The 17,221-nt window shown below is 39.9% G+C and carries 11 protein-coding genes and 1 tRNA gene; 8 read left to right on the top strand and 4 right to left on the bottom strand.

Annotation, left to right across the window (positions count from 1 at the left end; genetic code table 11):
- Nucleotides 1-4: 4 nt before the first annotated feature.
- From HZB59_13820 to HZB59_13810, 3 genes are all read right to left on the bottom strand, one after another.
- Nucleotides 5-1,084: a D-alanine--D-alanine ligase gene (locus tag HZB59_13820; protein ID MBI5022507.1), complete on the bottom strand. Its 1,080-nt coding sequence runs from the start codon at nucleotides 1,082-1,084 to the stop codon at nucleotides 5-7.
- 263 nt (nucleotides 1,085-1,347) lie between these two features.
- Nucleotides 1,348-3,561, bottom strand: coding sequence for an ATP-dependent DNA helicase RecG (gene recG, locus HZB59_13815; protein ID MBI5022506.1), 2,214 nt, complete (start codon nucleotides 3,559-3,561; stop codon nucleotides 1,348-1,350).
- 73 nt (nucleotides 3,562-3,634) lie between these two features.
- Nucleotides 3,635-4,003 carry a response regulator gene (locus HZB59_13810; protein ID MBI5022505.1) on the bottom strand — a complete coding sequence of 123 codons (369 nt, stop codon included), beginning with the start codon at nucleotides 4,001-4,003 and terminating at the stop codon, nucleotides 3,635-3,637.
- Between the two features lie 252 nt (nucleotides 4,004-4,255).
- Between HZB59_13810 and HZB59_13805 the strand changes: the two genes are divergently transcribed.
- The 8 genes from HZB59_13805 to HZB59_13770 all read left to right on the top strand — a co-directional run bounded on the left by HZB59_13805 (nucleotide 4,256) and on the right by HZB59_13770 (nucleotide 16,417).
- A tRNA-Ala gene (locus tag HZB59_13805) sits at nucleotides 4,256-4,328 on the top strand.
- A gap of 209 nt (nucleotides 4,329-4,537) precedes the next feature.
- Nucleotides 4,538-5,785 (top strand): hypothetical protein, encoded by a 1,248-nt coding sequence (locus tag HZB59_13800; GenBank protein ID MBI5022504.1) that lies wholly within the window; start codon nucleotides 4,538-4,540, stop codon nucleotides 5,783-5,785.
- Nucleotides 5,786-5,797: 12 nt separating this feature from the next.
- Entirely contained in the window at nucleotides 5,798-7,975 is a 2,178-nt protein-coding gene (locus tag HZB59_13795; protein ID MBI5022503.1) for a thioredoxin domain-containing protein, read from the top strand.
- 153 nt (nucleotides 7,976-8,128) lie between these two features.
- Complete coding sequence (locus tag HZB59_13790) at nucleotides 8,129-9,811, top strand: M2 family metallopeptidase (GenBank protein MBI5022502.1); 1,683 nt, start codon at nucleotides 8,129-8,131, stop codon at nucleotides 9,809-9,811.
- 149 nt (nucleotides 9,812-9,960) lie between these two features.
- A complete protein-coding gene (locus HZB59_13785; GenBank protein ID MBI5022501.1) occupies nucleotides 9,961-11,541 on the top strand; it encodes a M28 family peptidase in 1,581 nt (526 codons plus the stop codon).
- A gap of 111 nt (nucleotides 11,542-11,652) precedes the next feature.
- The gene (locus tag HZB59_13780) at nucleotides 11,653-12,498 is read left to right on the top strand and encodes a hypothetical protein (GenBank protein ID MBI5022500.1); all 846 of its coding nucleotides are present in this window, start codon (nucleotides 11,653-11,655) and stop codon (nucleotides 12,496-12,498) included.
- 1 nt (nucleotide 12,499) lies between these two features.
- The gene (locus tag HZB59_13775; GenBank protein ID MBI5022499.1) at nucleotides 12,500-13,801 is read left to right on the top strand and encodes an aminopeptidase P N-terminal domain-containing protein; all 1,302 of its coding nucleotides are present in this window, start codon (nucleotides 12,500-12,502) and stop codon (nucleotides 13,799-13,801) included.
- A 99-nt stretch (nucleotides 13,802-13,900) separates the two neighbouring features.
- On the top strand, nucleotides 13,901-16,417 hold the full coding sequence (locus tag HZB59_13770) for a TonB-dependent receptor (protein ID MBI5022498.1): 2,517 nt from the start codon (nucleotides 13,901-13,903) through the stop codon (nucleotides 16,415-16,417).
- An 11-nt stretch (nucleotides 16,418-16,428) separates the two neighbouring features.
- On the opposite strand, the gene HZB59_13765 is transcribed toward HZB59_13770, so the two are convergent.
- A complete protein-coding gene (locus HZB59_13765; protein MBI5022497.1) occupies nucleotides 16,429-17,055 on the bottom strand; it encodes a hypothetical protein in 627 nt (208 codons plus the stop codon).
- Nucleotides 17,056-17,221 lie beyond the last annotated feature (166 nt).

Genomic DNA, 17,221 nt, shown 5'->3' with positions numbered 1-17,221 from the left:
TTTCTCAGTTAGATGGAAATGAAGGTGATTCAATTAGTCCATACCTCTGTGCGGCTAATAATAATACCGATTGAATTAATTGATTGTAAGTTAAACCGGCTGCGCGCGCGGCTTTAGGAAAGCATGAGTTATCTTCAGGTTTCGGGAGTATTCCCGGCAGCGGATTCAACTCTATTATATTCGGTGTTCCTTTTGAATCAAGTCGGACGTCAATCCGGCACCAATCACGGCAGCGGAGTATTTTATACGCTTGTTTGGATATTTCAACGATTTCTTTTTCCAATTCTTTAGAAAGGACAGCCGGGCATGTGAATATTTCAAGCGGCGAATCGGATTGATCCCAGATCCATTTGGCTTCGTATGAATATATAGGATTAACACCGGCGGGTAAAGTATCAAATTTGATTTCTACGATAGGTAGTACATGCAGATCATTTCCATTTCCAAGTATGGCAACTGTGAACTCGCGCCCCGGTAAATATTCCTCCACCAAAACGGGTTGTTTATACTTATGAAGAGTCGCGGTCACTACTTCTTTTAATTCATGAGACGTGCGCACAATTGACGAGTTATAAATTCCTTTGCTCGATCCTTCGTGCAATGGTTTAACAATATTAGGGAATGGAATTTTGCATTTGTTTAAATCGGATTCGGTATGTATCACCGCGAATTTTGCGGTGGGAATGTTATAATAGGATAAAATTTCTTTAGCACGAGATTTATCGAGACATATTGCCAACGTGAGCGGATCGGAACCGGAATAAGGGAGTCCAAGCATCTCTAACATCGCGGGAATTTGTGCCTCACGCGATACACCGTTTAATCCTTCCGCAATGTTGAATACAATTTGCGGAGCCAATTTCTGAAGCTTTGAGAATGCTTGTTCATCGGCTTCGATCATCGTAACCGAGTGGTGTTCGGCAAGCGCAGAACGAACAGCGTCGATGGTTTCAAATGTATCCCACTCAGCGTAAATATCGGATGAATGAAGGTTGACTGAATTTGGATTATAATTGGGTGAGAGATTTGATTTTGAGGAGAAAATTCCACGCGAACTCGGAGGTTCGCTTTCAGTTTCAGTCATCGATTGTTGAACTGCTTCTTCCTTCTTCTGATTGTAGACGAGCGCGATGCGCATCGGACTGTGGTGCGCAGGAAGAGTTATCAATTTACTCGTGCAGTCCTCTCGAATTGTTCGACATATTTTATTTGTGTCATCATGACATTCATAATATAATCAATTTATACTTCCATTGTCAAGCGAAAAATTCATTTTTCCCTCATAAAGAAAAAATTTTTCCATCGTTGTCCGTCTGTCGATGTCTTAGCTCTTTCGATCGGAAGGAGTCAACCGCCGAATAGTAATTTATATTTACTCTTCAATCGCTTGATGAAATATTCCCGGATAGTTTTATTTTCTTCCTTGCGGAGATGCGGGTCAGCTTCGATGAGGTGAAACGCTTCGGCACGAGCGAGAGATAATATTTCCTGATCGGTAAGAATGTTCGCAATACGTAAGAGCGGCTCACCACTCTGGCGTGTCCCGAAAAAATCACCCGGACCCCTTAATTTTAAATCAATTTCAGCGATTTTGAACCCATCATTAGTTTCAATCATAGTGTGTAACCGTTCAACTATATCACTTCGATCTTGAACTTCACCATCTATACTCGGAGATCGGAATTTATTATTAAGATGTCCCTTCACCCAATCGGGAGCTATCAAGAGACAGTATGATTGATCGGCACCGCGACCAACTCGACCTCGAAGTTGATGTAGCTGGGCAAGGCCGTACCTTTCGGCATGTTCGATAATCATTACGGATGCGTTCGAGACGTCAATTCCAACTTCTATTACCGTGGTCGCCACTAAAATATCAATCTCACGGTCCTTGAAAGCTCGCATCACCTCATCTTTTATGTTTGATTTCATTTGTCCATGGAGTAATCCAACTTTTAAATCGGTAAATAATTCCGATTTGAGACGTTCATAATTATCAGTGGCGGCTTTTAGATCTAACTTTAGTGACTCATCAACCAATGGATATACAATATAAACTTGCCTGCCCTGCTTTACTTGCTCGCGGATAAATGAATAGACGCTTGCCATCTCAGATTCTGAACGGATAAGAGTTTTTATCTGCTTCCGATTTGCAGGCATCTCATCGATTATTGAAACATCAAGATCTCCATACACAGTTAAAGATAGCGTTCTTGGAATCGGCGTAGCAGTCATGATTAAAATATCTGGATAGACTATACCATTCTGGGATTCAACTCCCTTTTCACGGAGCAGAACACGCTGAGCAACCCCGAATCTGTGCTGTTCATCTATTACTATTAATCCTAAATTTGAGAACTTCACATTCTCCTGAATCAAAGCGTGGGTTCCTACAATGATTTTAGCCGAACCTCGCTCGATTTTTTCCAGAACATCCTTCTTCACCCGACTCCTCTGCGCACCGGTTAGAAGCTCGATATCGATAGGTATATCTTTTAGAAGAGCACTTAATGTTTTGTAATGTTGCTCGGCAAGTATTTCAGTCGGTGCCATGAATGCTGCTTGATATCCGTTATCAACAGCGATCAGCATAGAAAGAAGCGCGACGATAGTTTTTCCGCTTCCCACGTCACCCTGCAACAACCTCGACATCGGACGCACAGACGATAAATCTTCCGCGATTTCTTTGATAACCCTTCGCTGAGCATTTGTCAATTGAAAAGAAAGCGAGTTGATCAACGCTCTCGCAGAATTACTTTTAACATTAAACGCGATGCCGGGCGAGTCTGCTTTTATGTGGTTCCTCCGGATGGCGAGCATCAGTTGAAGCGCAAAAAATTCATCAAACTTCAACCGTTTGCGGGCTTCGTTTAATTTTACTTCGTTGGTCGGGAAGTGTATGTTGCTCAACGCTTCACGAATCGGAATCAGATTGTTATTGGTTAATAGATTTGCCGGTAAAAATTCAGGTACTAAATCAAGAAAATCGTTGAGCGCCGACTTGATAATTCGACGAAATCCTTTGATGTTCAAGTTAACATCTTTCATAGTTGCCGAGGATGAATACTTCGGAACAATACCGGATGTATGAACAAATTCACCGGCTGCATCACCATCATCATCTGATAAACGGTCGATTGCCGGATGAATCATCTGTAATCTGTTATTGAAACTTGTTACCTTTCCGGATACTGCCAGACATTCCCCTTCGGTGAATGCTTTTTTAAAGAAGTTAACGCTCTGGAAGAAAATCAATTGAAGTGTTCCGGTATCATCCCCCAATGTTAAAACGAATCTCATCCGTGGGATCCTTCCGATCGTTTCGTAAGATCGAACGGTACCGATAGTTGTTACCCATTTTTCAGAGTCGATGAATGCTCTTAATCCGTTAATCTTTTCAACCTTACTTAAATCGATATAATCGAAGGGGAAATAATAAAGAAGATCATGAACAGTTTTTACTCCTTGCTCGGCAAGCACCTCTGCACGTCTCGGACCTATTCCCTTGACGTATTGAACAGGGAACGATAAATCTTTTTTGAGTTGGTCAGCGGATTTCATTATTGGAAAGATCCACGTTCAACTGTGAATGGGATATTGTTAACGAGTAGTCAGCGAATTTACAAACAACCATTTACTTTGCTGTTAGTAATTCTATCGTCCAGAATAGAAATTCCAAATCATAAGGTTTTGTTATGATATAATCAGCACCAAGGTTTTTGCACTCTTCAATGTTGCTGGGATTCGAATATGCAGTCAGGATAATAACCTTTGTATCCGGAACACTTGATTTTATGAATTTTAGAATTGCATAACCACTGACCTTTGGCATTTTAAGGTCGAGTATAAGTAAATCGAATTTTTTCTCCATAAGTATGTCCAGCGCCTGCTCTCCATCAAAAACCAGAGTGGTATCATACTGCGCGGAAGTTAACTGTTCCAATAATGTTTTCCCGATATTTTCATTATCTTCAGCAACAAGTACAGATATTTTTCCATTCATCTTCAACCTCATGCAAATTATGCGGATGAGAAAATGTAGTAAATTGAACAGAGATAAACAAGATATCATCGAAATTGAATTAAATGTCATCCCGCATCTTTATTTTGGGAGACAGGTTTTAATCCGATATCGCATCGTAATTTTTATCAATTATATTAATAACTCATGACTAACACATTTTTGATTCCTTTCAACTTTATTCGTATATTTTATTCGTATTTTAGAAAATAGACTGATTATTAGAAATATTCTGGGGCTGTAGCTCAGCTGGGAGAGCGCCTCGTTCGCAACGAGGAGGTCGTCGGTTCGATCCCGATCAGCTCCACACCCGATTTGTCTGCACTTAATAAACAAAGAGAAGTTAAGTTCATTGGCAGATTGCGGATCCCTGATTGTAAAATATTCTTTCAAGTTGTTTATCAGACGAACCCAAATCACACCCTACACTCAGAATAATTGATATTATGGTAATATCGTTTTATATTAACAATTAACTGACTAAACAATATTAATTATAGATATAGTGATTTGATCATGAAAAAGTTATTTTTATTAACGAGCATGATATTTCTTCTTCTTTTCTCGAATTGTAAAAAAGACGATAACGGTATTTCCAATAATAATCCTTCTGAAACAGGAATTCGTATCAAAGGCAGGATTCCGTTAAGCAAAACAAGTGGTGATACATTATCAATATCCGATTCTAAAAAGGTTCTCGTTTTCAGTAAATACTATTACAGTCTCACAGATATCGTTGATGGAAGTTTTTCTGTTACCGGTCAAATTGGAACGGGTGTTGCTTTAATATTCTTGACTGCCGACAACAAGTATATTGGCAATCTCTCTTCGCGTGGATTAAATATGCTGCCGCTTGGCAATCTGGTTGATGGTGAAAATACATCTATTAATTTATCAACACTTACATTGGTTGGCAGTAGTGTTATCCCCTCTCATGATCCACTTGGAAATGAAATTAAAATTTCTGAACCAGAAATTAATAGCTTAAAAGTTATAGGCAGTTACTACGAAGCTATAGCAATGAATATTGATGCTGATAATGATAGTATTCCCGATGTTTTATCCAACAGACAATTAGTTATATGCAATATATTTGGAGTTAATGCTGGCCATTGGGGATTCAATGACAACATCCCAATACCGAGCGACAGCACCCACTATTATGTAAATACTATGGTCGAAGTTGGCGGCGGCTTAGGATTAACCTTTTCAGATGGAAATATCGTATTATCAGGACCCGTAGAAGATCCTTATTCCGATATTAAAAATTGGGGATATATGATGGCCCCAGCTTGTGGTGGTAACCGAGGTTTTATTGCATCATTTTGTAGAGAAACTAATGCTCAACCTGGGGCTCCATGGGGATCAGCTTTTTTACCTTTTAAAAAAGGGACCTATACATTAACTTTAAACGGAACCCTCTCATTCAAAATTGTTCATTCAAACATTGATGTTAAGTATAACTTGGTGATTATTATTCCAACCATTCACACAAATTCCGAAGGCAAACTCACCTCTATTTCTTTTGAATATAAATTGGCCGATGGAACAGTTATAAACCCTGCCAGTGTGTTAACGAATATTATGGTACAATTCGCAGATAGGTTCATGCATCAGTTTTATAATAGTAATCCAAAATTAACAAGCAAGACAGGGTTTACAGTTATCTCAATAGATCCACCACTGGATATATCTTCATTATTTCAAATTGATGTTTGGTATGATGATTTATTAGGGAACCAATATGATATCATCTGGCGTTGATTTTAAGATAAAATGATAAACATTCCAAATCGCCTCATTAACGAAAAAAGCCCGTATCTCCTTCAGCACGCGCACAATCCCGTAGATTGGTATCCATGGGGCGAAGAAGCATTTGAAAAAGCACGGCAAGAAAACAAACCGATTTTCTTATCAATAGGATATTCAACCTGTTACTGGTGTCATGTAATGGAACGGGAAGTATTTGAGAATGAAACTATCGCTCAAATTATGAATGAGAAAATGGTCAACATAAAAGTCGACCGCGAGGAGCGCCCCGATGTTGATCGCGTTTATATGAGCGCACTTGTTGCCACCACGGGTCAAGGCGGTTGGCCCATGTCGGTTTTTCTTACTCATGATCTGAAACCTTTCTATGCCGCGACATATATCCGCCCAACGGAACATCATGGCAAACCGGGATTCTCTGATCTGGTAAAACGCATCAGTGAGCTTTGGCTAAACGATCGAAATAAAATCGTTACAACAAGCGATCAAATCACCGCACATCTCATTGAAAACTCGAAAAAAGAGAATGGAATTTTGATAGATGAATCTATCATCGGTAAAGCATATCAGCAATTTCTCCAGAACTACGATCCTCAATATTGTGGATTCGGCAATGCACCAAAATTTCCCAGACCATCCGCGTTTAATTTTCTCCTGAGATATTTTAAACGAACCGGCAATGGCTCGTCGCTTAAAATAGTTCTCAACACACTGCGCGCAATGGCACGAGGCGGCATGTACGATCAGCTTGGAGGCGGTTTTCATCGCTATTCAGTTGATGAGCAATGGCGTGTTCCACATTTCGAGAAAATGCTCTACGATCAGGCACAGCTTGCAATCTCATATTTAGAAACATATCAGATCACTAGGGACGATACACTGCTTGAAACCGCAAAAGGTATTTTAGATTATGTTTTGATAAAACTTCATCATAGAGATGGTGGATTTTATTCGGCTGAGGACGCAGAGAGTATTACAGATTTAACGAAACCCAAAGAAAAAGAAGAAGGTGCATTTTATGTTTGGGCAAAATCAGGGATCGAATCAATAATCGGAACAGATAATGCCGAAATCTTCAACTATTATTTCGGAGTTGAAGATAACGGAAACGCGCTTCAAGATCACTTGAATGTTTTTTACGGACAAAACATTCTTTATGTCTCTCATAATATCGATGAGACCGCGCAAAAGTTCGGCAAATCGCCGGATGAGTTAAACCGACTTCTTCTTGCCGCGAAACATAAATTATATCTTGAACGCGAGAAACGTCCGCACCCGCATCTTGACGATAAAATAATAACTGCTTGGAACGGATTGATGATATCGGCTTTCGCTAAAGCATACCAAATACTAGAGTACGATCTTTACCTTGAAACCGCAGAAACTGCTGCACGCTTCATAATGAATAATCTATACGACCCAACGACTCAAACGCTCTATCGCCGTTACCGCGACGGTGATGCCCGATTCGATGGCGGCTTGCAGGATTATGCTTTTATGGCTCAGGGGTTAATTGATCTTTACGAAACAACTTTCAATTTCCAATGGCTTGAATACGCAATTTCTTTAACGGCAAAACAGATTGAATTATTTTGGGATAAAGAGTCGGGCGGATTTTTTGACACAACCGGAAACGATCCATCAATTCTTTTAAGAGCAAAAGAAGATTATGATGGCGCCGAGCCAACAGGCAACTCCATAGCCGCGCTGAATCTCCTGAAACTTTCTCAAATAACGAATGGTAGAGTCCATCTCGCAGATGGACTTCCTACAATGTCCGACTATGAGTCGGACTCTACGCAAAATATAAAGAGTGATTGGCGCGGAATGGCAGAAAAAACGATTCAATCGTTCGGCGCTCGCTTGATCCAAATGCCAGATGGATTGCCGCAAGTGTTAGTTGCTCTGAATTGGGATATCACAACTCCGAAGGAAATAATTATAGTCGGTAATCGAAATGCGGAGGATACTAAAATAATGTTACGAGAAATCCGTAAACATTTCCTCCCGAATAATATCATCCTGCTTGTAGATGACGATTCGAAATCGAAGTTAGTCGCCTATCTGCCGTTCATCGAAAATATGACGATGATTGACGGTAAAGCAACAGCTTATATTTGTCAGAATTATCGCTGTCAACTGCCGACGAATGATATTAAAAAAGTTGCCGAGTTGCTGGGGTAGAGTCCATCTCTCAAATGGACTTAGCGAAAAAATCGACTATGAGTCGAACTCTACGATTGTTTGACATTTCACGCGAGAAAGCTTATATTTTTCACAACATAATTCACCCCAATTCGTATGCTAAATAAGATTTTACACATCAAAAGGAATTTTATGAAACTGATTTTAAATATGTCATTATTTTCTATGTTCATCTTCATGATATCCTGCTCTCCCGCCCCAACAGACGAGGAGAAGCTGAGTGACTTCATCACTAATCATCTCAAAACAGTCGAGCCGTTGATGAAAAAGCAGAATCTTGCCGACTGGCAGGCAAACGCAACTGGTGAAAAGAAATTTTACGACGAATCCGCGGCGGCTGAAATTGAAATTAAAAAAATCCGCTCCAATAAAACCGACTATGCTTTCCTCAAGGAGTTGAAGGAGAGAGGAACAATTAAAGATACTCTTCTCCAGCGACAGCTAATAGTTCTGTACAATAATTTTCTGAAAAATCAGATCGACACTACGCTGATGCGGCAGATGGTTGAGAAGCAGGCAGCAATTTCTGAAAAGTTCAACAACTTCCGTGGCAAGATTGACGGAAAAGAATACGCTGATAACGATTTACGCGGCATGCTGAAAGATGAACTTAACTCTGATAAACGAAAACAAGCTTGGGAAGCGACCAAACAAGTCGGGCGTGAAGTTGCACCGCTGATCATCGAGTTAGTTAAGCTTCGCAATCAGGGGGCAAAGCAGCTTGGTTTCGATAACTATTATGTTATGGCACTTGCAACCGATGAGCAGAATGCAGATGATGTCATCAAAGTATTCGATGAATTAAAACAATTAACAGATGAACCATTCAAACAATTAAAATCGGAGCTTGATGCGTCGATAGCAAAGAAGCTCGGCACAAAACCGGAAAAACTTATGCCATGGCATTATGTGAATCCGTTCTTCCAGGAAATATCTGAAGCGGGCACAGTCGATCTTGATAAATTTTTCACAGGAAAAGATGTTGTTAAACTCGGAACCGAATTTTTCAAAGGTATCAATCTGCCCGTCGAAGAAATCCTCAAGAACAGCGATCTTTACCCGCGCGAAGGTAAGTACCAGCACGCTTTCTGCAACGACATAGACCGGCTTGGCGATGTGAGAACAATGTGCAACATTACCGACAATCATGAATGGATGGGAACACTTTTACACGAGTTAGGTCACGGTGTATATTCATTGAATGTTGACCGTAATCTTCCTTTCTTGCTGCGAACTGAAGCACATACATTTACAACAGAAGCAATTGCAAATCTGATGGGCAGGCAGGCATACAATGTAGATTGGTTGCAAACTTTGGTTGGCTTGGATGAGAAAGAAAAAGAATCTCTCCGCAAAGAAGTTTTTGAGAATTTAAGAATGACGCAATTAGCATTCACGCGCTGGTCACAGGTGATGGTGCGATTCGAACGGGCAATGTATCAGAACCCGGATCAGGATTTGAACAAACTGTGGTGGGATTTGGTAGAACAATATCAATTCGTTAAACGTCCGGATAATCGTAATGAACCTGATTGGGCTGCGAAGATTCATCTCGCGCAATATCCTTGCTACTATCATAACTACACGCTCGGCGAACTTGCCGCATCTCAGATTACGAACAGTATCGTACGGACTGTCGAGAAACAAAACGCGTTTGCCGGAATATCTTTTGCAGGTAAGCCGGAGATCGGAGATTACCTGAAGCAAAAAATTTTCATGCCCGGCTCTAAGTATCAGTGGAATGATTTCCTGAAACAAGCCACCGGCGAAGGATTGACAGCAAAATACTTTGCCGAAGAGTTTGTGGCGAAGTAAGCTAGATTCATATCGCAGAACTCCGACTTCCGTCAAAGATTAAACTATGATAGAGATCGGAGTTCACATTTGACATTCCCTCCGATTAATCATATATTTTCCACATATAAATTCCTTTATTTCTTCAATATCAAGAGAATTATCCAATTATGAAGCCCGCTGTTCTGCTATCATTTTCGCTCTTAATATTCATCTCACTATTTGGCTGTGCCTCAACTTCTCTTCAGGATAACCGCTTGGCCGGAGAAAATATAATCACTCCTGATCTGATGAAGAAACACATTTTCACATTAGCATCCGATTCTATGATGGGAAGAGATACACCAAGCCGCCAGCTTGATTCAGCCGCTTCTTACATTGCGGAAATTTTTAAGTCGAGCGGGCTTCAACCAGTAAACGGAAGTTATTATCAGAAAGTAGGACTTGGGATCGTGAGTTTGGGGGAAGATAATTATTTGAAAATTACAAAAGATAATTCAGAACAATCGTATAAAATAAAATCGGAATTCACTCCTTTCGATCTGACAGGAAATAAAGAAGCAAACGGTTCCATACTATTTGCAGGTTACGGCATCACCGCCCCCGATTATAAATATGACGACTACAAAGATATCGATGCCAAAGGGAAGATCGTTCTCGTTCTAAAACATGAACCGCAGGAGAACGATTCGAATTCGGTTTTCAAAGGAATCGATGAAACCCAATATTCAAATATTAGTGAAAAAGTAAAAAACGCGATCGAGCATGGCGCACTTGGGGTACTTGTTGTAACAGAGCCGCTTAATCACACTTCGCTTACACCGCGCGGCTTTCCATGGCCCTCACTATCCAAAACTTTACCCAAAGATGCACTGCCAATGGTTTTGATTGATGAAACAGAAAAGAGAGTCCCTGTTGTACAAATCGGTGAAGAGGTTATATCAAAACTTTTTGGAAGTGTGGACGAATTAAAAAATATTCAATCAAAAATCGACAACACACTTCAGCAGCACTCGTTCGAAATCAAAGATGCATTGATATCATTAAAGACAACAACAACTATTGAAGATAAATCAAGCCAGAACGTAATTGGGTACATAGAAGGTTCTGATCCGAAACTTAAGAATGAAGTAGTCATTATCGGTGGTCATTACGATCACGTTGGGTATATGAAACAGCACACCGACACTGTCGATTATATTTTCAATGGTGCGGATGATAACGCTTCCGGCACAAGTACCGTTATGGCAGTTGCCCAGGCATTCAGCACAATCGGTCAAAAACCAAAAAGAAGCGTCATTTTCATTGCATTTACAGGTGAAGAAAAAGGTTTGATGGGATCGCGCTCTTATGTGAACAAACCGATCTTCCCTCTTGATGAAACCGTTGCAATGTTAAATATTGATATGGTGGGACGGAACGGAGATGATACTCTGTGGATGGTGGGTGAAGCATTATGTCCTGAACTTGCTAAAATCAATGAAGAAGAAAATAAAGAAATCGGGTTTACACTACTGGACGAGGAATCGCTACAAGGCGGAAGCGACCACATGTATTTTCAGAAGAAAAATATTCCGTTTCTGTTTTATCATTCCGGATTACATTCCGATCTCCACAAAGTCTCAGATAATCCCGAATTTATCAATACAAATAAAGCCGCGCGAGCTGCTCAGCTTGTCTTCCGCACCGCGTGGCGGATAGCGAACGAGGGAAGAAGATATAAATTAATAGATTCAAAGACATTGTTTTAATTTCAGTTACACCTTTTGAGTTTTCCACTCTCAGAAAGAGACATAAAAAATATGTCAGCACTAGAGTAAGATTAAAAATATTTTTTAAAATCCAATAATCAAGGAGTTAGTATGAACAAATTCTATTTACATCTGTCACTCATAGCGATAGCAATATCGTTCATGGGATATTCACTCATTGCGCAAGATAGCTACAAGATTGAGTACAAATTTCAAAAAGGGAAAACATATCGATTCAATCACATATCAAACAGCAACATTACACAAGAAATGATGGGCAAAGAAATGAAGATTACAAACGCAAGCGATATGACGATCCGCGTTGCAGTAGATGATATTACAAAGGAGGGAAATTTTGGGCTCGTTGTTAGTGTCGATTCTGCGAAGAATACAACAAAGAGCCCGATGAAGGATACAACAATGATTCTCAGTAATCTCATCGGCAAGCGCACGAAAATTACGGTCTCGAAAATCGGAGCCGTTTTATCACGAGAGATTATCGACACGATTAAAAACGAAGGGATTATGGGCGGAGGTTCACAGCGCGGTATGGCTCAGATAACCCGCCTACCCGAGAAGGAAGTGAAAATCGGAGAAAAATGGAATTCAACAACTATCGATACGATTGAATCGATGGGCGGAAAGATTTATCATACGTCGAATTTTGAATATACTCTCAGCGGAAAAGAGAAAAAACAAAATCGAGATTGTCTTAAAATCGATTATACCGGCACTACTTCGGACACCGGAAAAATGATGATGAACGGTATGGAGTTGTTTGTTGAAGGTGGCGGCAAAGTAAAAGGTATCTTGTATTTCGATCCGAAAGCCGGCATGACAGTAGTCGAAGAATCGACAACAGATAACGAACAAACAATGGCAATCACTGGTCAGCAAAATATGACGATCCCTATGTCGGTAACAAGCAAATCAGTTAAAACACTTTTAGAGAAGTAAGATGCGGTATCGGTTGATTTATATATTCGGTCTCCTCTTGATATTTTGCGAGATTGTGTATTGTCGGAACAACTCTTCGGGCATTTCACAAGATGAGTTCGCAAATCGGCGGCAGCAATTACTTTTATCGTTAGATTCCGGCGCAATTGTGGTAATGAGATCAGGTGATTATAAAATGCGATCGAACGACGTCGAATACAGATACAGGCAGGAAAGTAATTTTCTTTATCTTACCGGTTGGAGATCTACCAACCGGTATATTATTTTCACTCCCGTAGGATTTGAAATTGACGGTAAGCGTAATAATGTTTTCTTGTTCACAACAAGTCAGGAAGAAAGCACACGAACAAAAACAGGAGCAAATGAAATCATTTGCAACATCTCAAGATTTCAGGAGATATTCAAGTCGGTTTTGGCAAATGCCAGAACTCTTTATATCTCTGCCCCGGATTTACAATTTGTGAACGACTGGCTCAACGATAAGAAAATCTTCTTCGACAAGAACGCGAAGAAAGAACTTGAGCAGCGATACCCTGATCTCAAAGTGAAAAATGCACTGCCGCTGTTTGGTAAATTCAGAGAAATAAAATCCGAAGCCGAGTTGCGGCTTATGCAAAAGTCTATCGAGCTAACCTGGAATGGTTTAAAACGCGCGATGATGGATTGCCAGCCGGATAAGTGGGAATACGAGTTACAAGCAGATATCGAATATGAGATGATGCGCGGATGCGCTGATTTCCCAAGTTGGACATCCATTATTGGATCGGGAGAAAACTCGCTCATATTACATTACGATGATAACCGCCGGCAGATGAAAAATGGAGATCTCGTTGTTATGGATGTCGGTGCGGAATACGACGGATATGCTTGTGATATCACCAGAACAATTCCTGTTTCGGGAAAATTTACAAAAGCACAGGCAGAAGTTTATAATATAGTTTTGAAAGCTCAGGAAGAAGTTATTAAAATCATCAAACCCGGAATCACGATGAAGGATATGGATGAAAAGGCAAAAGAAGTAATCGTGCATGCAGGATTCGGAAAATTTATCCGTCATGGTGTTACTCATCCTGTAGGAATTGATGTCCATGATATTTGGGCAAGTGATACACTTCGTGCCGGAATGGTAATAACTGTTGAGCCGGGGATTTATATTCCCGTTGATGCTGATAGTATTGGGGAAAATTATCGCGGCTTCGGGATACGGATCGAAGATGATGTGCTTGTAACTGAATCTGGTTGTGAAGTGTTAACAGATCGTGTGCCGAAAGAAATAACTGAGATAACAAAAATAATGAAATAAATTTCAGAATCTCATTTGTTATATTTTGAGGACTCTGGAAGGGAAACGTGCAACCAGCCCAAAAACTCCACGTATGATTCTTCATCAGGAGATTAATCTATGATCAAGAAAATCTTTATTATTTTCTGTTTATTCTTACAAATATCATCATCCCAAACTCATAAAGGTGAAATTACGGGAAAAATAATCGATTCGCGGAATATGGAACCTATTCCGTCGGTTAACATTGTGATAATCGAGAAACCAAACATCGGTACATCTTCTAATGTTCAGGGTGATTTTAATATTAAAAATGTTGATGTAGGAACTTATAGCTTAAAAATATCGGCAGTCGGTTACACGCAAAAAATCATCACGAATATTGTTGTTACAACCGGCCGAACCACACCGGCAACCATATCGCTCGATGAATCTGCGGTTGAAGTTGAAGGAGTTACTACTTCAGTGAGTTATTTTTCAAAAGCACAGGAGATGAGTCCTGTAAGCGCCAACGTGATAGAGCGATCTGAAGTTCTTCGATTACCTGGTGGCATACAGGACGTTCAGCGGGTTGCTCAGAATCTACCCGGCGTGGCAAGCTCAACCGATAACATCAACGAACTTATTGTGCGGGGCGGTGCACCGTACGAAAATCTGACTATAATGGATCACATGGAAATTCCCTCGATCAATCATTACTCCAACCAATTTAATTCTGCCGGACCGATCAATATGGTAAATGCCGATATGATCGAGGATGTACAATTTTCAACAGGAGGATTCCCCGCGCAATTCGGCGATAGAATTTCGTCGGTTATGAATCTAACAGTACGTGAAGGAAACCGAAGTAAAGTATTCGCATCTAAAACTGCGATGAACATGGCCGGAATCGGGACATTGATTGAAGGAGGTTTCGCGGGCGAACATGGATCATATATCATCTCAGCCCGGAATAGTCTTCTCGAACTGATCGATAAAACTTTCGGTTTATCAAAATTATCACTTACCGCGATTCCCAAATATTGGGATACTCAATCTAAAATCACATATGATTTTTCTTCGTCCCAAAAACTGAGTTTCAATCTTCTTTATGGTGACAGCCGCATACATATCAACGGCAAACCGAACGATAAGGATGAATTGAGGAAAAACATGCACGACACATCGAGCGTGCATAATTTATATCCGGTCACAAAACAATATGCAGTCGGACTGAATCTAAGAACCTTATATGGCAAAAAAGGATACTCGGTTTTTACATTCTACGGCTCCGGCACTAACACCAATTTGGATATTAGGGAAGATTATGCTTCACATATCCGTGGACCAAATGGCGAAGTGCTTTCTTATCAACTACTTAACAGTAGAATATTTTTTAAGAATTATTCGAGCGAGTCGTTCATCGGAGGAAAGTATGAACTTTTTTATCAAATCCATCCTCAACACGATTTATCTGTAGGCGCGGAAATTTTAACGTCGCATAAATGGACGAATGATGTTTTTCTTGAAGCCGATACATCGAGATATGATCTGAATCGGGACGGCATTTTTGAAACAGGTCCTATTTCAACACCTCAATACAGATATATCAATTCAATCGGTTTCGGAAAAGAAAATAAATATTTTATTTACGCGAATGATAAATTTAAAATATTTCCTGACCTGGCTTTTTCTTACGGCTTGAGGTACGATTATTTCTCATACTCCGGGAAAGGATCACTCTCTCCAAGAGCTTCAATTTCGTATCAAATAATACAACCAACGACAACTCTGACTTTCGCCACCGGACAATATTTCCAGACTCAGCCATTTCCCTTTTATGGCGATTACCGGCAAACCGGCGTGAATCGTTATATTGATAATATGAAGTCGGTACATTATGTTTTGGGATTAGAACACATTTTAGGAAACGGTTTAAAATTAAACGTTGAATCTTATTATAAAAAATATAAACAGATTGCTGTTTCAGAAGATTTCATTTATTCAGCCATCGATACTTTTTGGTCGGATCGGATGCTCACCATAGGCGATCGGTATGCTTACGGTTTGGAATTTCTACTAGAGCAGAAACAGGTCTCGGATTATTACGGATTATTAAGTCTCTCTCTTTCAAAAACTAAAATGAAAGATCCCCGGATTCCACCCAATACAAATTGGTATAATTCCGAATATGATTATCCAGTTATTATAACAGCTTTAGCCGGCAAAGTTGTAAAAGGTGTCAGAGATTGGCTTGATAACTCGACTCCGTTTTTAAAATATCCGTCTTATATACTTCCATTATCAAATGAAATGGAAATTAGTTTCAAATACCGTTTTCAAACAGGTCGGACTTTTACGCCGCAAGAATTTGTTACGTGGAAGCAGAACCGTGAGGGGGGTGTAAATTGGTCGGCAGGATCGTGGATCCCCTCGACCCAGGAGAATGCAAACCGCTATCCCGATTACAGTCGTCTTGATTTGCAATGGATAAGCCGGTTTTACATGGATGGATGGAACATCAATGCTTTCGTTGCAGTGATGAATGTTATGAATACAAAAAATATTTTCTTCAAAAATTACAGAAGCGACGGAACGGTAGAAACAATTTATCAGTTTGCTTTCTTCCCGGTGTTCGGTTTAGAGGCGGAATTTTAATTATTCGAATATTATTTTCTGAGGCATGAATCGATGCCGTAAATCAGCGAGTGATTTATATATTTATTTTCTAAATAAACCGATTCTGTCTCAATATCATTTTTATATGTTGTTTTAAGGATATCGATCGCAACTTCGGTAGTCGAATCACTGAGCTCCTTAACATCCACAAACAAACGATAATTGTAAACGGTTTTATCGTTTTCATCTGCAGGGATAATCGAAGATATTTCTTCTTCCTCATCCGGTGAGGAGTTTAAACTCGCCGCTACAAGTCCTATTAAAAATATTATCCCTAAAAAAGTAATCAACGAAGATAAGAAAGTGGGATGATTCTGCTTGTCAGTTAGATCCCGATATTCTTCTATCATTATCTCATCGCTCCAATAATCTGCAATTAAAGTTGTATCGTTTGATTCGTTCGGTAAAACGACATAACCTCGTTTGAGTAGCAATTGATTAACGGCTCCGATAATTTTTTGTTTAGGGAAAGGATAAGTTGCCACATCAACATAAGTGATAGTATCGGCAACTCGACAGTCTTGCACCGGTTTGCTGGTTCGGCAACCCTGCATTGAGTGCAGAAATATAATCGTTGCCAAAAGAAATGCAATCGTTTTTCTATACGAAGGTTTCATTCGAATAACTTATTAGAATTAAATAAAATTATCATCAAATAAAAAGGCAACAATTGTGCCATCAGCAAATGTTGAATATAACCGAATACTCAAGGAAATTCCCCGGAAATGTATATTTCCCAACACACCTAAAATTGAAAACGCTCCATGGAGGTATTTGCTCGTT

The organism is Ignavibacteriales bacterium (assembly GCA_016214905.1).
GTDB lineage: Bacteria > Bacteroidota > Ignavibacteria > UBA10030 > SZUA-254 > PNNN01.
This window is presented reverse-complemented; position numbering and strand designations above follow the sequence as displayed.